The 19,301-nt window shown below is 73.2% G+C and carries 11 protein-coding genes; 3 read left to right on the top strand and 8 right to left on the bottom strand.

Annotated features, from left to right (window positions below; translation table 11 throughout):
• From ACFWIA_RS31215 to ACFWIA_RS31190, 6 genes are all read right to left on the bottom strand, one after another.
• Positions 1-3,680 (bottom strand): type I polyketide synthase (locus ACFWIA_RS31215; protein ID WP_387010617.1); only part of this gene is annotated, 3,680 nt, incomplete at its 3' end.
• Entirely contained in the window at positions 3,681-4,514 is an 834-nt protein-coding gene (locus ACFWIA_RS31210) for a thioesterase II family protein (RefSeq protein ID WP_387010616.1), read from the bottom strand. It abuts the gene before it with no gap.
• Complete coding sequence (locus ACFWIA_RS31205; RefSeq protein WP_387010615.1) at positions 4,511-5,635, bottom strand: alpha/beta hydrolase; 1,125 nt, start codon at positions 5,633-5,635, stop codon at positions 4,511-4,513. The genes ACFWIA_RS31210 and ACFWIA_RS31205 overlap by 4 nt, the downstream gene beginning before the upstream one ends.
• On the bottom strand, positions 5,632-6,387 hold the full coding sequence (locus ACFWIA_RS31200) for a 2-oxo acid dehydrogenase subunit E2 (RefSeq protein WP_387010614.1): 756 nt from the start codon (positions 6,385-6,387) through the stop codon (positions 5,632-5,634). The genes ACFWIA_RS31205 and ACFWIA_RS31200 overlap by 4 nt, the downstream gene beginning before the upstream one ends.
• On the bottom strand, positions 6,384-6,617 hold the full coding sequence (locus ACFWIA_RS31195) for a phosphopantetheine-binding protein (protein ID WP_387010613.1): 234 nt from the start codon (positions 6,615-6,617) through the stop codon (positions 6,384-6,386). Before ACFWIA_RS31195 ends, ACFWIA_RS31200 begins: the two co-directional genes overlap by 4 nt.
• A 1-nt stretch (position 6,618) precedes the next feature.
• Positions 6,619-7,659: a 3-oxoacyl-ACP synthase III family protein gene (locus tag ACFWIA_RS31190; protein ID WP_387010612.1), complete on the bottom strand. Its 1,041-nt coding sequence runs from the start codon at positions 7,657-7,659 to the stop codon at positions 6,619-6,621.
• A gap of 108 nt (positions 7,660-7,767) precedes the next feature.
• Between ACFWIA_RS31190 and ACFWIA_RS31185 the strand changes: the two genes are divergently transcribed.
• The 3 genes from ACFWIA_RS31185 to ACFWIA_RS31175 all read left to right on the top strand — a co-directional run bounded on the left by ACFWIA_RS31185 (position 7,768) and on the right by ACFWIA_RS31175 (position 9,678).
• The gene (locus ACFWIA_RS31185; RefSeq protein WP_387010611.1) at positions 7,768-8,301 is read left to right on the top strand and encodes a flavin reductase family protein; all 534 of its coding nucleotides are present in this window, start codon (positions 7,768-7,770) and stop codon (positions 8,299-8,301) included.
• 141 nt (positions 8,302-8,442) lie between these two features.
• Complete coding sequence (locus ACFWIA_RS31180) at positions 8,443-9,108, top strand: class I SAM-dependent methyltransferase (protein ID WP_387010610.1); 666 nt, start codon at positions 8,443-8,445, stop codon at positions 9,106-9,108.
• 126 nt (positions 9,109-9,234) lie between these two features.
• Positions 9,235-9,678, top strand: a complete 444-nt coding sequence (locus ACFWIA_RS31175; RefSeq protein WP_387010609.1) for a nuclear transport factor 2 family protein — start codon at positions 9,235-9,237, stop codon at positions 9,676-9,678.
• A gap of 50 nt (positions 9,679-9,728) precedes the next feature.
• Here the strand turns inward: ACFWIA_RS31175 and ACFWIA_RS31170 are convergent, their stop codons facing one another.
• The gene (locus tag ACFWIA_RS31170) at positions 9,729-10,886 is read right to left on the bottom strand and encodes an acyl-CoA dehydrogenase family protein (protein ID WP_387010608.1); all 1,158 of its coding nucleotides are present in this window, start codon (positions 10,884-10,886) and stop codon (positions 9,729-9,731) included.
• A 49-nt stretch (positions 10,887-10,935) separates the two neighbouring features.
• Complete coding sequence (locus ACFWIA_RS31165) at positions 10,936-19,077, bottom strand: type I polyketide synthase (RefSeq protein WP_387010607.1); 8,142 nt, start codon at positions 19,075-19,077, stop codon at positions 10,936-10,938.
• Between the last annotated feature and the right edge of the window lie 224 nt (positions 19,078-19,301).

Here is a 19,301-nt window from a genome sequence, read left to right as displayed (position 1 = left end):
ACACCCTCACCCCACCCCGTACCACCCGCACCCTCACCAAACGACCGGCACCGCCCATCCACCGACAACCCCCGCTGCCGCGAAAACTCCACGAACATGCCGGGCGAAGCGAGCACCGCCACTCCACCGGCCAGTGCGGCGGTGCACTGCCCCGAGCGCACCGCCCGCACGGCCAGGTCCAGCGCCACCAACGACGAGGAGCACGCCGTGTCCACCGTCAACGCCGGCCCCCGCAAACCCAACACGTACGCGATCCGACCCGACGCCACACTGATCGCGGAGCCGGTGAGCAGATAGCCGTCGGAGCCCGAACCGCCCTCGTGCAGTCGGGGGGTGTAGTCGGAGGCGGTCGCCCCGATGAAGACCCCGGTGTCGGAGCCCTTCAACGAGTGGGGGTCGATGCCCGCCCGCTCCAACGCCTCCCAACTGACCTGGAGCAGCAACCGCTGCTGCGGGTCGAGGGCGAGGGCCTCGCGCGGGCTGATGCCGAAGAACTCAGCGTCGAACTCGGCGACGGTGTCGAGGAATCCGCCGTGCTGGGTGAGGGAGGTACCGGTGCGTTCGGGGTCGGACGAGAAGAGGGTGTCGAGGTTCCAGCCGCGGTCGGTCGGGAAGGGACCGATCGCGTCCACCTCGTCCACCACCAACCGCCACAGGTCCTCCGGCGACTCCACACCTCCCGGATACCGGCACCCCATCCCCACGATCACCACCGGATCGTCGTCATCCACCGCCCCCCGCACCGGAACCACCACCGACTTGCCGGAGGGAGAGCCCAGTTGGGCGATCAGGTCGTCGGCGGTGGGGTGGGCGTACAGGGTGGCGGCGGGGATCTGCGTGTCGAGGGCTTCGCTGAGTCGGTCACGGAACTCCACGAGGCCCAGTGAGTCGAGTCCGAGGTCCTTGAAGGTGGTGGTGCGGTCGACCCGCGCCGGGTCCGTGAAGCCGAGCACGGCGGCCAGCTCTTCGAGGACCCGGCGTTCGAGGTCGGCTGCGGCGTCGAAGGCCGGGGCGGTCGGCGCTGCCGTGGGCTCGACGGGTGCGGGCTCGTCACGGTCGTCGCCGGCTGCCGGGTCCAGCCAGTACCGCTCCCGCTGGAAGGCGTACGTGGGCAGCGCCGTGCGCGGTCCGCCCGGCGGCAGGAGGGCGTCCCAGCGCGGGTTCACCCCGCCGGTGAAGAGGCGGCCGAGGGCCTGTGCCGGATCGCCGTCCTTGCCGAGGACGGGAACGTGCGTGGCCGCCCGGCCGGTGAGGTCCCGCCCGAGTGCGCTCAGCGTCGTGCCCGGTCCGGTCTCCACGAAGACGCCCACGCCGTGTTCCCGCAGCCGGCGCACCGCCGCGTCGAAGCGGACGGGCAGTCGCGCGTGCTCCACCCAGTAGTCGGCGTCCGTGGACTCCACCAGGTCACCGGTCACCGTCGACACGAAGGGGATGCGCGCCGGTCGGAAGGTGATCCGGGACAGGGCCTGTCGGAACTCCCCCAGCACGGGTTCCATCAGCGGGGAGTGGAAGGCGTGGCTGACGTCCAGCCGGCGTAGGCGGTACCCCCGCTCCCCGGCCCGTGCGGCGACCGCGTCGAGGGCGGTCGCTTCGCCCGAGACGACCACCGATGCGGGGCCGTTGACAGCGGCCAGGCCCACCGTGTCCCCGGTGGCCAGGAGTTCGGCGAGCTGTTCCTCGGAGGCCCCCACGGCGAGCATGCCGCCGCCCGAAGGGAGCGCGTCCATCAACCGTGCGCGGGTCGCGATGAGTTGCGCGGCGTCATCGAGGTCGATCATGCCTGCGGCATGGGCGGCTGCGACCTCGCCGATCGAGTGCCCGGCGACGAAGGCCGGCGAGACGCCGAGCGTCGCCAGCCACCGGTGGGTCGCCACCTGGACGGCGAACAGCGCCGGCTGGGTGTACGCGGTCCGGTCGAGGAGTTCCGCTGCCTCGCTGTCGGGCTCCGCCCAGATGACCCGGTCGACGGGGTGGGGCAGATGGGGGGCGAGTGCGGCGGCGACCTCGTCGAAGGCGGACCGCCACCCGGGCAGGGTCGCGTACGCCTGCCGCCCCATGCCGAGCCGTTGGCTGCCCTGGCCCGGGAAGAGCAGGGCCGTGGTGCCCTCGCCGGCCCGCCCGGTGAGCACTCCGGCCGCCGCACGCCCCTCGGCGAGCGCGGCGAGCCCCCGCCGTACGTCCCCCGTGACGGCGGCGCGGTGCGCGAAGGCGGTGCGGGTCGTGGCCAGGGCGCGGGCGAGGCCGCCGGTCGGGTCGCCCGCCCGGTCCAACGCGGCGGAGAGCCGCGCTGCCTGGGCACGCAGTGCGGTGCCGGTCCGGGCGCTCAGGACCAGGGGGACGGCCGGGGTGGGGCTCGGCTCCGGCCGGGGTGCCGCCGTGTCGGGTGCCTCCGCGACGATGACGTGGCAGTTGGTGCCGCCCATGCCGAAGGAGCTGACACCTGCGAGGAGCCGTTCGTCTGGGCGGGGCCAGGCCCCGCCCTCGGTACGGACGGCGAGCCGCAGTCCGGTCAGGTCGATGTCGGGGTGGGGGTCCCGGTGGTGGAGCGTGGCGGGCAGCTCCCGCCGGGCCACGCCCAGAACGGTCTTGAGCAGCCCCGCGATCCCCGCCGCGCCCTCCAGGTGCCCGAGGTTGGTCTTGACCGAGCCGACCTCCAGGACGGGGCGCTCCGCGAGGTCGTCCCGGGCCAGCCCGAGTCCGCGGGCCTCCAACGGGTCGCCCACCGGGGTTCCGGTGCCGTGCAGTTCGACGTACTGGAGCGCGGCGGGCGACACCCCGGCCGCCGCGCAGGCCCGCCGGATCACCTCGGCCTGGGCACGGGGGCTGGGCACGGTGAGGCCGTCGGTCGCACCGTCGTTGTTGACCGCGCTGCCGAGCAGCACGGCGTGCACGGTGTCGCCGTCCCGCAGGGCGGCGTCGAGCGGCTTGAGCAGCACGAGACCGGCGCCCTCACCGCGCACGTAGCCGTTGGCGCGGCGGTCGAAGGTGTAGCAGTGGCCGTCCGGCGACAGCCCGCCGAACCGGGCGACGGCCGCGGTGGACGCGGGGTCCACGATCAGGTTGACCCCGCCGGCCAGCGCGAGTTCCGACTCCCCGCGCCGCAGGCTCTCGCAGGCCAGGTGGACGGCGACGAGGGACGAGGACTGGGCGGTGTCGACCGCGATGCTGGGTCCGCCGAGGCCCAGCGCGTAGGAGACGCGGTTGGCGATGATGCCCCGGGTGGTGCCGGTGAGGGTGTGGCGGCCCGGGTCGGTCCCGCGGGCGAGCGCACCGTACTCGTCGGCGAGGGAGCCGACGAAGACGCCGGTGCGCGTGGCGCGCAGCGAGGCGGGCAAGACGCCCGCGTGTTCCAGCGCCTCCCAGGCGAGTTCGAGGACGAGCCGCTGTTGGGGGTCCATGGCGGTGGCTTCGCGCGGGGAGATCCCGAAGAACTCGGGGTCGAACCCGTCGATGGCGTCGAGGTAGCCGCCGTACCGGATGCCGGGGTGGCCGGCGGCCAGCCGTGCGACGGCGTCCCCGCCGCCGCGGTGCCCGGGCACCTCGCGGATGGCGCTGCGCCCCTCGCGCAGCAGCTCCCACAGGGCGTCGGGGTCGGGTGCGCCGGGCAGTCGGCACGCCGTGCCGATCACGGCGACCGGGGTCGTGGGGGCTTCCCGTACGTCGTTGCCGTTGCCGCTCAACTACAGCCTCGCTCTCGGTCGGGACACGTCGGCGAGCACCGTGCGTACGGTGTCCACCACGTCCGGCAGCCGCGGATTCAGGTAGAAGTGGTCGCCCGGCAGTACGTGGAGCCGGAAGCGGTCCGTGGTGTGGTCGCGCCAGCGCCGGGCGTCGGCGAGCGGTACCAGGGGGTCGTCCTCGCCGATCAGCACGGTGACCGGGCAGCGGACCCGGGTAGCGGGGGCGGGGACGTAACGCTGGAGGGCGCGGTAGTCGGCGCGCAGCACGGGGAGGATCAGGGCCCGTAGGTCCGCGTTGTCCAGGGCGGCCCGGTCGGTCCCGCCGAGCAGCCGGACCTCGTCGATGAGGGACTCGTCGCTGCGCAGGACGGCGGGGTCGACGCGGGTGCGGGCGGGGGCGCGGCCCGCGGAGGCCATCAGCGCGTCGGGGGCCGGTGCCCGGCCGTGTTCCCCGAGCAGGGCGGCCTCGTAGGCGACGAGGGAGCCCATGCTGTGTCCGAAGTAGGCCAGGGGGGCGGTCCGCGGGGGGCCCGGTGTCCGCTCGACGGCTTCCGCGATCGCCGCAGCGGCGCCGTGGGCCAGTTCCCTGAGGTCTTCGACGGGTGGCACGTCGCGGCGCTCCAGGCGGCCGGGGTACTGGACAGCGAGGGCCCGGACGGAGGGGGCGAGGGCGCGGGCGAGAGGTGCGAAGAAGCCCGCCGATCCCCCGGCGTGCGGGAAGAGGACCACCCAGGGCGCGTCCGGGTCCGCCGGTGCGTACTGGCGCAGCCAGTCGCCGGCGACCGGCGTGGACGGTGCGGCGGATCGGCCGGTCCGGCTGGTCGGGGTGGTCACGGGGTCGGCCCCGGTCGTCGTGCGGCGGCGACGGCGGCGACGAGTCGTTCGGTGACGGCCGGGTCGGCGTCCGGGCGCATGCGTTGCAGGGCGAGGAGGCTCCACGCCTTCGTCTCGGCGAGGTGCCGGGGTGCTCCGTGGACGTCGTCGTGCTCCAGTAGCCGCAGGTCGGTGACGTGTCGTTGGAGCCGGTCCGGGTCGCCCGGCGGGACGATCTCGTCCCGGAGTGCGGTGACCGCGGCCAACGGGACGTCGAGTGCGCGGAGTTCGTCGTCGCTGAGGGCCCAGTCGTGGAGGTGGGCGTGGACATCCTTCGGGGGGACGCCGACGAGGTGCGCGAGGGTGTTCCTGGTGACCGCGGGGAGGCCGCGCTGCCAGGTGGCGTCGGTGAAGAAGTCGTGGATCGGGGGGCCGTTGCCGACGATGCCGCGGATGCGGGCGTCGGTGAGCGCGGCGCGGATCGCCAGGTGTCCGCTGAAACTGAGGGCCAGGAGGTACGTGCGGGTGACGTCCGCCCGGCCGGCCAGGGCGTCGAGGAGGGCGGTGAACAGTCGGGTGCTGTCGCGGGCGTAGCGCAGGGGGTTCTCGCCGACACCGGGGAGTTCGGCGACGGCGCCGGCGAGTCCCAGGGCGGTGATCTGCGGGAGCAGGACGCCCCATTGTTCCTTGGGGCTGACGATGCCGCCGGTGACCACGAGGAGGGGGCGGGGGTCCTGCGCGGACAGGCCGGCCGTCCAGATGCGGACGGGGACGCCGTCGACGTCGACGGTCTCCGCTTCGATGCCGGTCGGTTCGGTCGTGCGCCAGCGGTCGAAGGCGTCGACCGCGCGGTGCAGGGCGCGGGCCCGGCCGGGGCCGTCCACGTAGGGGAAGCGTCCCATGACGTAGTACTGGCTGGCGGCCAGGGTGGCGCCGACCGCGTCCCGTTCGTCGCCGGCGCGGATCCATTCGTACGCCCAGGAACCGGGTGCGTCGCCGGTGTCGGTGGTGATCCGGTCCAGGACCGGGGCGTGGTGGTCGGCGGGCAGGCCCTGGGAGAGGGCGTGGGCCACGACGAAGCGTTTGAGTTCGTCCAGGTCGTTCCCGTCGCCGGTGGCCCGGAGTGCGTGGGGGTGGGTCATGCGGGGTGCTCCTCCAGCGCGTCCTTGATCTCGGTGAGGACGTCGGCGGCTTCGGCTCCGTCGATGACCCGGTGGTCGAAGGTGAGGGAGAGTCGCAGGACCGGTGCGACGGTGACCTCGTGGTCGCGGACCACGGGTCGGTCGACGATGCGGCCGACGCCGAGGGTGACGGTGGTGCCGCCCACGGAGTGGAAGCCGTCGACGGCCCGGTGGCCGAGGGAGGTGACGCTGAACGTGCCGGTGATCTCGGGGCGCCGGTGGAGGAGCCCGGCCGCCGCCCGGAACCGGTCCAGCGCCTCCCGCCAGGGCAGGGAGTGCAGCGCGCGGACGGGGGCGAACCGTTCGGCGGTGTCGGGGTCCTCGGTGGCGACCCGGTCCAGCTGGGCCTGGACGCCGTCGAGGGTTTCGTCCTCCGGTACGGGGATGACCGTGGCGAGGACGACCCGGTGGCCGTCGAGGGTGCGGTCCAGGGTGACCTTGGCGCTGACGGTGTCGTAGGTGGCGAGGGTCGGATCGAGCCGGCCCCGGATCGCGCCGTTGGCCTCGGGGTGCTTCCGCAGCACCGCGGCGGCGGCGTGCACCACATGGGCGACGACGGAGCGGCGGGTGCCCGCCTCGACCGCGCGGCGGCGCGAGGCGACGATCGCGGTGGCGTCGACCTCCGTGTCGAGGTGGACCGGTGCGAAGTCCCGGATCTGGTCGAGGAAGAACAGGGTGTGCCGACGCTGGGTGGGAAAGGGGCGCTCCGTCACGGGGTCACCAATGCGTAGATCGATTCCAGGCTTCCGGCATCGAGGAAATCCGGGAGGGACAGCGGGGTGCCGATCTCCTTTTCCAACAGGACGAGGAGGGCGAGGAGGTGGACGGAGTCCCAGCCCGTCAGTTCGTCGAGTCCGCGTCCCAGGTCGACCTCGGTGACGTCCAGGCCGATCTCGTCGCGCAGGATTCCCACGAAATCCGCTCTGGTGAGGGGGACCGCCATGTCAGACTCCTCCGTCCAGTTCCAGGGCGAGCCCTGATCTGATCCACTTGCTGGATTCGATGGCCACGGCGATCGCCCGGGACGGGGCTACGATCCGGTCGAGCAGCCGTTCCAGTTGGAAGAAGAGCAGGGCGTTGCCGTTGTTGCCGGTCTCCCCCACGCAGGTGATCTCCTGTGCCTTCGGGAAGTCGAGGCGCTCGGTGATCCGCTCGGTCATCGTGACGGAGAGCTGTGGCGGCAGCAGCCAGTCCACGTCGTCGTGTTCCCACCCCAGGTCGTCGAGGAGTTCCCGGGCCACCTCGTCGGCGAGTTCGGGTACGCGTTCCTCGATGGCCTTGTAGTCCTCCTGCGCGGGGGCGCGGGCGCTGTCGCGGTCGGCGAGCCCGTACCACTGGAGCACCTGGCCCGGCGCCCGGTCCAGGCCGGCCAGCCGGGTGAGCACGGAACGGATGCGGGGGCTGGCGGGTCGGTGCTCCGTGCTGAGGACGGCCGCTCCGGCGCCGTCACCGAAGAGCACGTAGTTGACGAGTTCCTCCGGCGGCAACGTCCGGAGGTCCGTGGTCACGTCGTAGTGCTTGGCGATCACGTCGCCGCCGAGCACCAGGGCGGTGCGGTAGCGGCCGGTGGACAGCAGTGCGGTGGCGAGGTCGAAGGTCTGCACGGCGCCCGAACAGCCCGACTGGAGTTGGAACGTCGGGATGCCGTCGATGCGCAGCCGGTCGGCGACGACGTTGACGGTGGCCGGCATCAGGGTGTCGGGGGTCGCCGTGCCCAGGACCACGAGGTCGATGTCCTCGGCCGACACCCGGGCCCGGGCGAGGGCGGTGCCGGCCGCGGCGGTGGCGAGGTCGGCGAGGGATTCTCGGGGCTCCCCCGTTTCCAGATCGAGTGCGAGGTACCGGGTGCGGGTGCCGATGAACGTGTCTACCCATTGGACCCACAAACGGTCCATTCCGAATCGGCCGGCCAACGCCTCGGTGTCGACGGGCTGCCCGGGCAGGGCGGTTCCCGCGGACAGAATGTGCACGGTGCGGTCCACCACGTTCGACCTCCTTTCCCTTTCGGTCCGGACGCTAGGACCGATCGCTAAAGCAGCCCTAATTCAGCCGGGAATTGGCGCGGCTTTAGCGGCACCGCTGATCCTGGGCGGATGACAGCCACCGGATTCACGGTCGCCCCGGGGCGACCCGACGCGGACGCGTTCCGCACCGCACTCGGGCGATTCGCGACCGGGGTGGTCGTGGTCACGGGGCTGCCCGGCGGCGACGCCCGGCCGAGCGGTCTGACGGTGAACTCCTTCACCTCGGTGTCGCTGGAACCGCCGCTGGTGTCGTTCTGCGCGGGGCGGGGCAGCCGGACCTGGCCGGGTTTGCGGACCTCCGCACGGATCTGCGTCAACATCCTGGGTGCCGGGCAGGAGCAGACGTCCCGGCGGCTCGCCCGCAGCGACCCGGACAAGTTCGCCTCGGTGTCGTGGTCCGGGTCGCCGTCGGGACAGCCGGTGCTGGACGGATCACTCGCCTGGCTGGAGTGCTCGGTGGAGGCAGAACACCCGGCGGGCGACCACCACATCGTGGTCGCCCGGGTGCACGCCCTCGGCACGGGCGACGACGACGGTCCGCTGCTCTTCTACCGGGGTGGGTACGGCCGGTTCGTGCCGGGCGACGGGACCGCCGCGCCGTAGGGCCCGTCCGCACCCGCACGCCTGCGCCCTTCGGGTGCGGTGCTCGTTGCGCCGACTGGCCCAACTGCCGCGAGCGGTACGGAACTCCTGCCCCGTATAGTCGTGACCCGACGCATTCGCCCGCCGGCCGGAGGTTCCCCCGTGACCGCCTCGTCCCACTCCGACCAGGTGTACGCCGGCCAGGCCGTCTACCGACCGTGGACGCTCCCCGTGTACGACGTGGTGGCCTTCAAGATCAACTGCCGGTTCCTGTTCCGGGTCCCCGTGTCCGAAGTGGTCGCCATGTTCGACCGCAACGTCTCCGCGGAGCACCTGGACGTCGGGGTGGGCACGGGCTACTTCCTCGACAACTGCCGCACCGACCCGCAGCAGTCCATCACCCTGGCCGATCTGAACGAGCACTCGTTGCGCCACGCGGCCCGGCGGCTGGCCCGGTTCGACGTCGAGACGGTCCGGGCCAACGCCCTGGAACCGCTGCCGCTGCCCGGGGCGTCCTTCGGCTCGGCCTCATTGAACTTCCTGCTGCACTGCGTGCCCGGCAGCATCCGTGAGAAGGCCGCGGTGCTCGACAACGTCGCGGCGTGCGTGCGACCGGGCGGGCGCCTCTTCGGCGCCACCGTGCTGAGCAAGGGGGTGCCGGTCGGCGCGGCGGCCCGGGCGAGCTTCGCGGCGTGGAACCGGCGCGGCATGATGAACAACTCCGAGGACAGCCTGGACGACCTGCGGGCGGAACTCGCCGCCCGCTTCCCCGTCCACACGGTGACGGTGCACGGCTGCACCGCCCTCTTCGAGGCCGAGGTCCCCTGACGCCCGCGCGGCCGGTCGCCCGGGGCGCGTGCCCCGCTTCGAAGCTGATCGTCACAGTCGGACCGTGCGGGCTAGGTTGATGACCTCACCGCGTGAGTGGAACGCGGACCACACGGAGGGCCGACCATGTCCATAGCCACCCCCACGAACACCCGCCTCGCGGTGGAGAAGTTGTTGCGCACGATCAGCGAGGGCGACCCCGAGCGCATCGCCGAGTTGTATGCAGAGCAGGGCGATTGGCAGCTGAGCTGGCCGGAGGCCGAGCACGGTCGTGCTGCCACGCCCTGGATCCGTCATCGGAGCACTCGGTCCGACGCAGCCGCCCACTACCGCGAACTCGCCGAGCACCACGTGCCGGAGCTGGTGGCGACCGAGGTCGAGCGCATCCTCGTCGACGGGAACGACGCGGTCGTGACCGGCGAGATCCGCCAGACCGCTCGGTCCACCGGACGTGCGTACCGCGCGCGGTTCGCCCTGCACCTCACCTTCGAAGAGGGCCTGGTCACCCGGCACCACGTGTACGAGGACAGCCTTGCCGTCCGTCAGGCGTTCGCCACCGAGGAGCGGTAGCGCCGCCGGGAGCGGACCGTGACGATCGGGGTCCGCTCCCGGAACGCAGGCTAGGAGCGGCGGGGCACCGGGACCACGTAGCGGCTGAACAGCAGATCGCGCAGGACGTCGTCGCCGCCCTCCACCAGGGAGACGTAACGGACGTCCCGCACCAGCTTGCCGATGGGCAGCTCATGGGTGTAGCCGAGGCCGCCGAACATCTCGGAGCCCACGCTCGCCACCTCCCAACCGGCCTGGCCGCAGAACATCTTGGCGGTCAGCGCGGACTTCAAGGTGCCCTGGCGGTGGAACCGGGCGGCGGCGTCGGGCGCGGACATGATCGCGTCGTAGTCGCGGGCGGCGCGCAGGCAGTGGCTCTTCATGACGTCGATCTGCATTTCCATCTGCCCGAGCCGCTGGGCGAACACCGGACTCTCCACGAGGGTCCCGTCCCGCAGGGGCTTGCTCTTGGCGTACGTCATGCAGTGGTCCCGGATGCGCCGGGCCACGCCGATCGCGGTGGCGGCGATCAGGATGCGGCTGGCGTTGAGGCCGATCTCCAGCAGCCGCAGCCCCGAACCGTCGAGCCGGTTCGCCAGGGGGACGCGGCACCCCTGCAAACTGACCTGGTAGGTGTACGAGGAGCGCAGACCGATGACGTCCCAGCGCTTCACGATCTCCACCCCGGGGGTGTCCCGCGGTACCAGCACCGCGTGGTACGCCTCCGGGTCCTCCGCGGAACGCGCCACCACCACGAGGAAGTCGGCGAAGTCGGTGTTGGTGGAGAAGAACTTCTCCCCGGTGACGACGAGTTCGTCCCCGTCGACCGCGACCGAGGTCTCGATCTTGGCGAGTTCACTGCCCGCGGACCGTTCGCTGCCCAGCGTCGCGCAGAACGCGCCCCGCTCGCCCATCGGGGCGAGGTACCGGGCCTTCAGCTCTTCGGAGCCGTACAACTGCACGATGCTGGTGCCGAGCACCGAGATGAAGAGGGTGAAGGCCACTCCGGCGTCGCCGTAGGCGATCTCGTTGACGATCTCGACGCCGTCCTCCAGGCTCAACCCACGGCCGCCGAGTTCCTCGGGCAGCCACCAGTTGGCCAGTCCGGTCTCCCGGAACCTCTCGTAGACGTCCGAGGGCTTGTCCTCCAGCCCGTCCCACTGGGTGTGCGGGCCGCCGAGACGCTCCTTGACGAACGTGCGCACGGCCTTCAGGTCTTCCGGCTTCATCTCTCCACCACTTCCAGGTCAACGCACTCACCCGCGGGCGAGCGGGTCATCATTCGGAGTTCGCCCGCAGGACGAGCGCCTCGATGTCGAGCTCGTCGATGTCGTCGATCCCGTCGAGGCCGTCGATGTCATCGCGGCCGGCCGGTCCCGCGTGGCCGGCCGGCAGGTCGACGTCCTCGTCCGCCGGCCCCTGGGGCGCGGGGAACAACAACTCCCGCACGCGCTCCGCCAGGGCTGCGGGCGTCGGGTAGTTGTAGATCACCGTCGCCGGGACGTGCACTCCGGTGTCCAGCTTGACCTGGTTGCGGAACTCGACGCCGCTGAGGGAGTCGAAGCCGATCTCCTGGAACGACATCTCGGCGTCGATGTCCTCGGAGGACGGGTACCCCAGCACCACGGCCGCGGTCTCCAGCAGCAGCGACACCAGCTCCTCGCGCTGCTCCTGAGCCGACAGGGCCGCCAGCTTGGCCGCCATGGGGGACTCCCCGCCCTCCTCGACCGCGGACGGTTCGACGGGGGTGGGCGCGGCGACGGGTCGGACCAGGGTGCGCAGCAGGGCGGGCACGGTGTCCTGGCCCAGGGCGGCCCGGTCGATCTGGACCGGGAGTTGGAGCCGTTCGTCGGCGGCGAGCGCGGCGTCGAACAGGGCCGTGCCCCGCTCCGCCGTGAGGGGCGCCATGCCGTGGCGCCGGAAGCGTGCCAGGTCGGCCTTGCCGAGGGCGCTGGCCATGCCGATCTCCCACGGGCCCCAGGCCAACGAGAGTGCGGGCAGTCCCTCCGCGGCGCGGTGCTCGGCCAGGGCGTCGAGGAAGGCGTTGGCCGCCGCGTAGTTGGCCTGGCCCGCGTTGCCGATCACGCCCACGACCGAGGAGTACAGCACGAAGGCCGACAGGGGCGTGTTCCGGGTGAGTTCGTGGAGCTGCCAGGCGGCGTCGACCTTGGGGCCGAACACGCCGTCGACGCGCTCCGGGGTCATCAGTTCCACGGTGGTGTCGTCGAGCGTGCCCGCCATGTGCACGACCGCGGTGAGTGGGGCCTCCTGCGGGATGCGGTCGAGTTGCCGGGCCAGCGCTGTGGCGTCCGAGACGTCACAGGCGGCGTCGGTGACGTGGGCGCCGAGTGCGGTCAGCTCGGCGGCCAGTGGGCCCGCCCCGGAACGGCTGAGCAGCAGCAGGTTGCGCACGCCGCGTTCGACGACGAGGTGCCGGGCGAGCAGGGCCCCCAGTCCACCGGTGGCGCCGGTGAGCAGCACCGTGCCGTCGGGGTCCCAGTCCGGCCGGGCGTCGGGGGCGGCGGTCACCGGGAGCAGTCGTCGTGCGTGGAGTTCGCCCCGGCGGATCGCCAGCTCGGGCACCGTTGCGTCCAGGGTCTCCAGGGCGCGTCGTGACTCCTCGGTGCCGTCGGTGTCCACGAGCACGAACTGTCCGTCGTGCTCGGCCTGCGCGGAGCGCACCAGGCCCCACACCGGTGCCAGCGCCGGATCGGGCGTCTCGCCGGGGAGGACGGCCAGGGCGTTCGTGGTGACGACGGCCAGGGGCCGGTCGTGGTGGTCGTCGAGCCGTCGCTGCACCAGTTCCAGTGCCGCCGCGGTGTTGGCCCGTGCGGCGGTGGGCACGTCCGGGTGGGCGGCGCCCTCCAGGCGCACGAGGTCGACCGGTCCGACCGACTCGTCCGGTGCCGCTTCCAGCGGCGACCAGCGCACCGCGAAGAGGGAGTCGGCGAGCGACCCCGTGGCCAGTTGGTCCGACGAGGCCGGCATCAGGGCCAGCGACGCGACGGTCAGCACGGGCGCACCGTCGGCGTCGGTGATCGCGAGGGAGACCTCGGTGGCGCTGATCCGGGCGGCGCGGACCCGTAGTCGGTCGGTGGCGGGCCCGTGGTGGGTGACCCCGGACCAGGAGTAGGGCAGCACCGCCCGCGTCGGATCGTCGGAGGCCACCAGCGACAGCACCGGGTGCAGTGCGGCGTCGAACAGGGCCGGGTGCACGGCGAATCCGGCCGTGCCGTGCGCCGCCTGCTCGGGCAGCCGGACCTCGGCGTGCACCGCGTCGCCGAGCCGCCACAGCGAGCGCAGTCCCCGGAAGGCCGGGCCGTACCCGTAGCCCCGGTCCACGAGTTCCGGGTAGAAGCCGGAGAGGTCCACCGAAGCGGCGTCGTCCGGCGGTCGGACGTCCACGGCGGGGGTGTGGGCGGGGGTCTGTCGCTGAACGTGCCCGGTGGCGTGGCGGGTCCAGGCGCGCGAGCCGCCGACCGGGCGCGCGTAGACGCCGATCGGGCGCCGGCCCGAAGGCTCCGCCCCGCCGAGGACGACCTGCACCTGGACGGCGCCCTCCGCGAAGGTCAGCGGCGTGTGCAGGGTGATTTCTTCGAGGGTGCGGCTGCCGGTGCCTTCGATGGCGCGCAGCGCCATCTCGACGACGGCCGCGCCCGGGAACACGGTGTGGCCGAAGACGGTGTGGTCGGCGAGCCAAGGTGCGGTGACCGGGTCGACGGTTCCGCTGAACGCCACCTGGTCGCCCACGGCGAGTTCGGTGGCCGCCGACAGGAACGGGTGCCCGACGGGTTCCAGTCCGGCGTCCGTGACGTCGCCCTGCGGTCGGGCCGGTTGCGCCCAGTACCGCTGGTGGTCGAAGGCGTAGGTGGGCAGGTCGACGGGGGTTCCGGCGGGGCCGACGAGGTCCAGGTAGGCCCGCCAGTCCACCGGAACGCCGACGACGTGCAGCCGGGCCAGGGCCTCGGTCGCCGCCCGGGCCTCGGAACGGCCCTTGCGGGCGAGCGGGATCGCCGTCAGGTTCGGGTCGGCGGAGGCGTCGGCGGCCATGGCCGACAGGACTCCGTCGGGGCCGACCTCGATCAGCGTCCGGGCGCCGGCCCGCACCGCGGCGGCGACCCCGTCGGCGAACCGCACGGCCTCGCGCACGTGGCGCACCCAGTACGCGGGGTGTTCCAGCTCACCCGGTGCGGCGAGGGCGCCGGACACGTTGGACACGACCGGGATGCGCGGCGGCGCGTAGGTGACCGACTCGGCGACCTGCCGGAACTCCTCCAGCATCGGTTCCATCAGCGGCGAGTGGAAGGCGTGCGAGACGCGCAGCGCCTTCGTCTTGCGCCCCTGGGCGGCCAGCGCCGCGGCGACCTCGGTGACGACGTCCTCGGTACCGGAGACGACGACGGCCGCGGGCCCGTTGACGGCGGCGACGGAGGCGTACTGCTCGTGTCCGGCCAGGGCGGCCCGTACCTCTTCCTCGCCGGCCTGCACGGCCACCATGGAACCGCCGCGCGGCAGGGCGCCCATCAGGGCGCCGCGGGCGGCGACGAGGCGGGCCGCGTCGGCGAGCGGGAACACTCCGGCGACGTGGGCGGCGGCGAGTTCGCCGATGGAGTGCCCGACGAGTACCGCGGGCTCGACCCCGAAGGAGGTCAGGAGCCGGTAGGCGGCCACTTCGAAGGCGAACAGGGCGGGCTGGGTCATCGCCGTCTCGTCGAGCAGTCCGGCCGCCGCGGAGCCGGGCTCGGCGGCGACGACCTCGTCGACGGGGTGCTCCAGCAGGGGGTCCAGTGCGGCGCAGACCTCGTGCCAGGCGGCGGCGAACACCGGGAACCCCTCGATCAGTTCCCGGCTCATGCCCAGGCGTTGGCTGCCCTGCCCGGAGAAGAGCACGCCGACGGCGGGTGCCGCCGAGGCGTGTCCGGTGACCACCCCGGACGCGCGCTGTCCGCGGGCCAGGGCGTCCAGTTGGGTGAGCAGTTCTTCCCGGCCGGTACCGATGATCACGGCGCGGTGGTCGAGACGGGCGCGTCGGGTGACCAGGGAGCGGGCCACGTCGAGCGGGTGCGCTGCGGGGTCGGCCGCGAGCGCGGCGCCCAGCTTCCGGGCCTGCCCGGCCAAGGCCTTGGCGCTGTGCGCCGACACCGTCCACACCGTGGCGCCCGGGCTCGGCGCGGTTGCCGTCGATGCGGTGGGTGCTCCGGCCGGTGCGGGATCGCCCTGTTCGATGATCACGTGGGCGTTGGTGCCGCTGATCCCGAAGGAGGAGACCGCGGCGCGCCGGGGGCGGTCCGCCCGCGGCCAGTCGCGCTGTTCGGTCAGCAGTCGGACCGTGCCGGAGGACCAGTCGACCTGCTGGGAGGGCTGCTCGGCATGGAGCGTCCTGGGGAGTGCCCCGGCCCGCATCGACATGATCATCTTGATCACCCCGGCGACCCCGGCGGCGGCCTGGGTGTGCCCGATGTTGGACTTCAGCGAGCCCAGCCACAGGGGCTCCTCGCGGCCCTGGCCGTAGACGGCGAGCAGGGCCTGCGCCTCGATCGGGTCGCCGAGGCTGGTGCCGGTTCCGTGGGCCTCCACCGCGTCGACCTCCGCCGGGGACAGACCGGCCGAGGACAGCGCCTGGCGGATCACCCGTTCCTGGGAGGGGCCGTTGGGGGCGGTGAGGCCGTTGCTCTCGCCGTCCTGGTTGATCGCGCTGCCCCGCAGCACGGCCAGCACGCGGTGGCCGTTGCGTCGCGCGTCCGACAGCCGTTCCAGTACCAGCACGCCGACGCCCTCGGACCAGCCGGTGCCGTCGGCGGTGTCGGAGAACGCCTTGCAGCGGCCGTCGGCGGCGAGTCCGCCCTGTCGGGCGAACTCCACGAACATGCCCGGGGTGGACATCACGGTGACGCCGCCGGCCAGGGCGAGGGAGCAGTCTCCGGAGCGCAGCGACTGGGCGGCCAGGTGCACCGAGACCAGGGAGGAGGAGCATGCGGTGTCGACGGTGACGGCCGGGCCCTCCAGGCCGAGGGCGTAGGCGATCCGGCCGGACACCACGCTGCCGGAGCCGCCGGTCAGTGCGTGGCCGGCGAGGTTGCCGGACACGTCCTGGAGGCGTGGCAGGTAGTCCTGGGCCATGGCTCCCATGAACACCGCGGTGCTGGTGCGGCGCAGCGCCGTCGGGTCCTGGCCGGCGTTCTCCAGCGCCTCCCACACCGCTTCCAGGGCGAGCCGCTGTTGGGGGTCCATGGCGAGGGCCTCGCGCGGGCTGATCCGGAAGAATCCCGCGTCGAACTCGGCGGCACCTTCCAGGAAGCCGCCGGCGGGCACGAAGTCCGTGTCCGTGGCGAGCTGCCAGCCCCGGTCCTCGGGGAAGCCGGTGATCGCGTCGTTCCCGTCGGCGACCAGCCGCCACAGGTCCTCCGGGGTCACCACGCCGCCGGGCAGCCGGCAGCTCATGCCGACGACGGCGATCGGCTCGTCATCGGTGACGGCGCCGGGGACGGCGTCCGCTGCGCCCCGGTCCTCGGTGGGTCCGGCGAGCTGCTCGTGCAGGTGTCGCACCACCGCGGCGGGTGTCGGGTGGTCGTAGGCGAGTGAGGCGGGCGTCTGGAGTCCGGTCGCGGCGTTCAGCCGGTCGCGCAGTTGCACCGCGGTCACCGAGTCGAAGCCGAGTTCCTTGAAGGTGTGGTCGGCGCCGATCCGTGCGGTGTCGGCGTGCCCGAGGAGGACCGCGGCCTCACCCCGCACCAGCGTCCACAGGTCCTGCTCCGAGGTCTCGACGGCGGCGGGCGCGGCGGCCCCGGGGGCCGGGGCGGCGGACGTCGGCCGGACGGTGGGCGCCGCTGCGGCGGGTCCGTCGATCCAGTGGGTCTCGCGCTGGAACGCGTACGTCGGCAGCGTCACGCGCCGGGCGCCGGTGAAGCAGGGGCGCCAGTCCAGGTCGACGCCGCGGCTGTGGAGTTCCGCCATGGACAGCAGCAGCCGGTGCGTCTCCTCCTCGTTGCGGCGCAGCGTGGGCTGCACGACGGCCGAGCCGACCGTCGCGGCGATGTGCATGGCGAGCACCGGGTGCGGGCTGACCTCGACGAACGTGCCGTGCCCGGCAGCGGACAGGGCACGGACGGTGTCGGCGAAGCGCACGGGCTCCCGCAGGTTGCGGTACCAGTACTCGGCGTCCAGCTCGGCCGGGTCGACCCGGCCGGCGACGACGGTGGAGTAGAACGCCACTCCGGTGTCGGTGGTCGCGGCGCCGGCGACTCCGGCGAGCACCTCGTCCCGGATGGATTCCACGTGGTCGCAGTGGGAGGCGTAGTCGACGGGGACGATCCGGGCGCGGATCTCCTTCGCCTGGCAGTCGGCGACGGCCTCGCGCACGGCGTCGGGGTCGCCGGAGATCACCACGGTGCCGGGCGAGTTCACCGCGCCGATGGACACCCGGCTCTGGTCGATCTGGTCGGCGGGCAGGTCGAGCACGGCCATCAGGCCCCGCCCGGACAGCTTCTCGGTGATGACCCGCGCACGGGCGACGATCAGTCGCACCCCGTCGGCCAGGGAGAGGATGCCCGCGGCGGTCGCGGCGGCGATCTCCCCCTGGGAATGGCCGATGACCGCGTCGGGCTTGAGTCCCGCCGAGCGCCACACCTCGGCCAGCGAGACCATGACGGCGAACAGGGCGGGCTGGACGACGTCCATCCGCTTCAGTGCGGTCTCGTCGCCGAGGACCTCCCGCAGTGACCAGCCGCCGTACTGCCGGAGCAGCTGCTCGCACTCGTCCATGCGGGCGGCGAACACGTCGTTCGCCGCCCACAGGCCCTGGGCCATGCCGACCCAGTGGGCGCCCTGCCCGGAGAACACCCAGACCACGCCACCGCCCTCGGCGGCGGTACCGGTGACGGCCCGGGCGGACGGTGTGCCCTGCGCCAATGCGGTGAGTCCGGCCAGCAGTTCCGCCCGGTCGGCGGCGAGCACGACGCCCCGGTTCTTCAGCGGGGAACGGGTGGTGGCCGTGGAGTGGCCGATGTCCCGCGGGTGCAGATCGGCGTCGTCGCGCACCCAGTCGTGCAGGAGCTTGGCCTGTTCCCGCAGCGCCCGGGGCGTGCGGGCGGACACCGTCACGGGCACGGGTCCGGCGGCTGCGGCGGGTGCGGTCTGCGTCGCCGGGCGCGGCTCGGGTAGCCGCTCGGGGGCGGCGACGACGAGGTGGCAGTTGGTGCCGCCGATGCCGAAGGAGCTGACGCCGGCCAGTCGGGGTCCTTCGGGCCAGGGCCCGGCGGCGGCGTTGACCCGGAGCTTCCACTGCTCCAGCGGGATGTCCGGGTTGGGGGTCTCGTAGTGGAGGCTGGCGGGCAGCAGGTCGTGCTGCACCGCGAGGCCGACCTTGATCAGGCCGAGGACGCCCGCGGCGGCGTCGAGGTGGCCGATGTTGGTCTTCACCGACCCGACGAGCAGCGGCTGCCCGCTGTCACGGCCCTCGCCGTGGACGGCGGCCAGGGCGCTCGCCTCGACCGGGTCGCCGGCTCGGGTGCCGGTGCCGTGCAGCTCGACGTACCCCACCTGGGCGGGGTCCACTCCCGCGTCCCGGCAGGCCGCACGCAGCAGGGCGCTCTGCGCCTCGGCGTTGGGCACAGTGAGGGCACCGGGGCCGTCGTGGTTGACGGCGCCGCCCAGGAGCACGCAGTACACCCGGTCGCCGTCGGCGACCGCGTCGGCGAGGCGCTTGAGGACGACGACGCCGGCGCCCTCGCCGCGGACGAAGCCGTTGGCGCGGGCGTCGAAGGTGTGGCTGAGGCAGTCCGGCGACAGTGCGCCGGCGCGGGCGAACGCGATCGTGCTCTCCGGCACCAGGTTCAGGTGGACCCCGCCGGCGAGGGCCAGTCCCGCGGCGCCCGACCGCAGGCTCTCGCAGGCCATGTGCACCGCGACGAGGGAGGAGGACTGCACCGTGTCGACGGTGAGGCTCGGCCCGTGCAGGCCCAGTTGGTGGGAGACCCGGTTGGCGATCAGGCCACGGCTGAGGCCGGCGATGGAGTGGTGGGACAGTGCGTCTCCGCCGTGCCGGTGGACCAGGGAGGCGTAGTCGTCGCCGGTGGCGCCCAGGAACACCCCGGTGGCGCTGCCGTGCAGGCTCTCCGGGGGGAGGAAGGCGTCTTCCAGGGCCGCCCAGCTCAGTTCGAGCACCATGCGCTGGCGCGGGTCCATGACCGCGGCCTCGCGTGGTGAGATGCCGAAGAACTCGGCGTCGAAGTCACCGACGCCGTCCACGAATCCACCCCGGGGGTGGCTCGCCAGTTCGGGGATGTCCGTCGGCCACCGGTCGGCGGGCGCGTCCGCTATCGCGTGCTCGCCCTCCCTCAGCAGCCGCCACAGCGCCCGCACGTCCGCGGCGCCCGGAACCCGACACGACATTCCGATGACGGCGACGGCATCGCGATCCACCCCGGTGTCCCCTTGTCCGCCCTCGTACCTGCCCATAGAGCTCCAGCCCCCTCTAAGCCTTATGTGCTCCACGATCCGCGAACGGCCCCCGTGGATACACTTTTGCGGCGAGGAATCCGGCGAGTTTCCCGCTGCGCGGGAGTTCCGTCGGCGGCGGACGGCTCCGCAGCGGGCGGGGGAACGGGCGCGCCGCCCGTCCGCCGGGGGCGCCGTGCGCGGGACCG

This window comes from Streptomyces sp. NPDC127068, from assembly GCF_042724695.1.
Taxonomy (GTDB): domain Bacteria; phylum Actinomycetota; class Actinomycetes; order Streptomycetales; family Streptomycetaceae; genus Streptomyces.
This window is presented reverse-complemented; position numbering and strand designations above follow the sequence as displayed.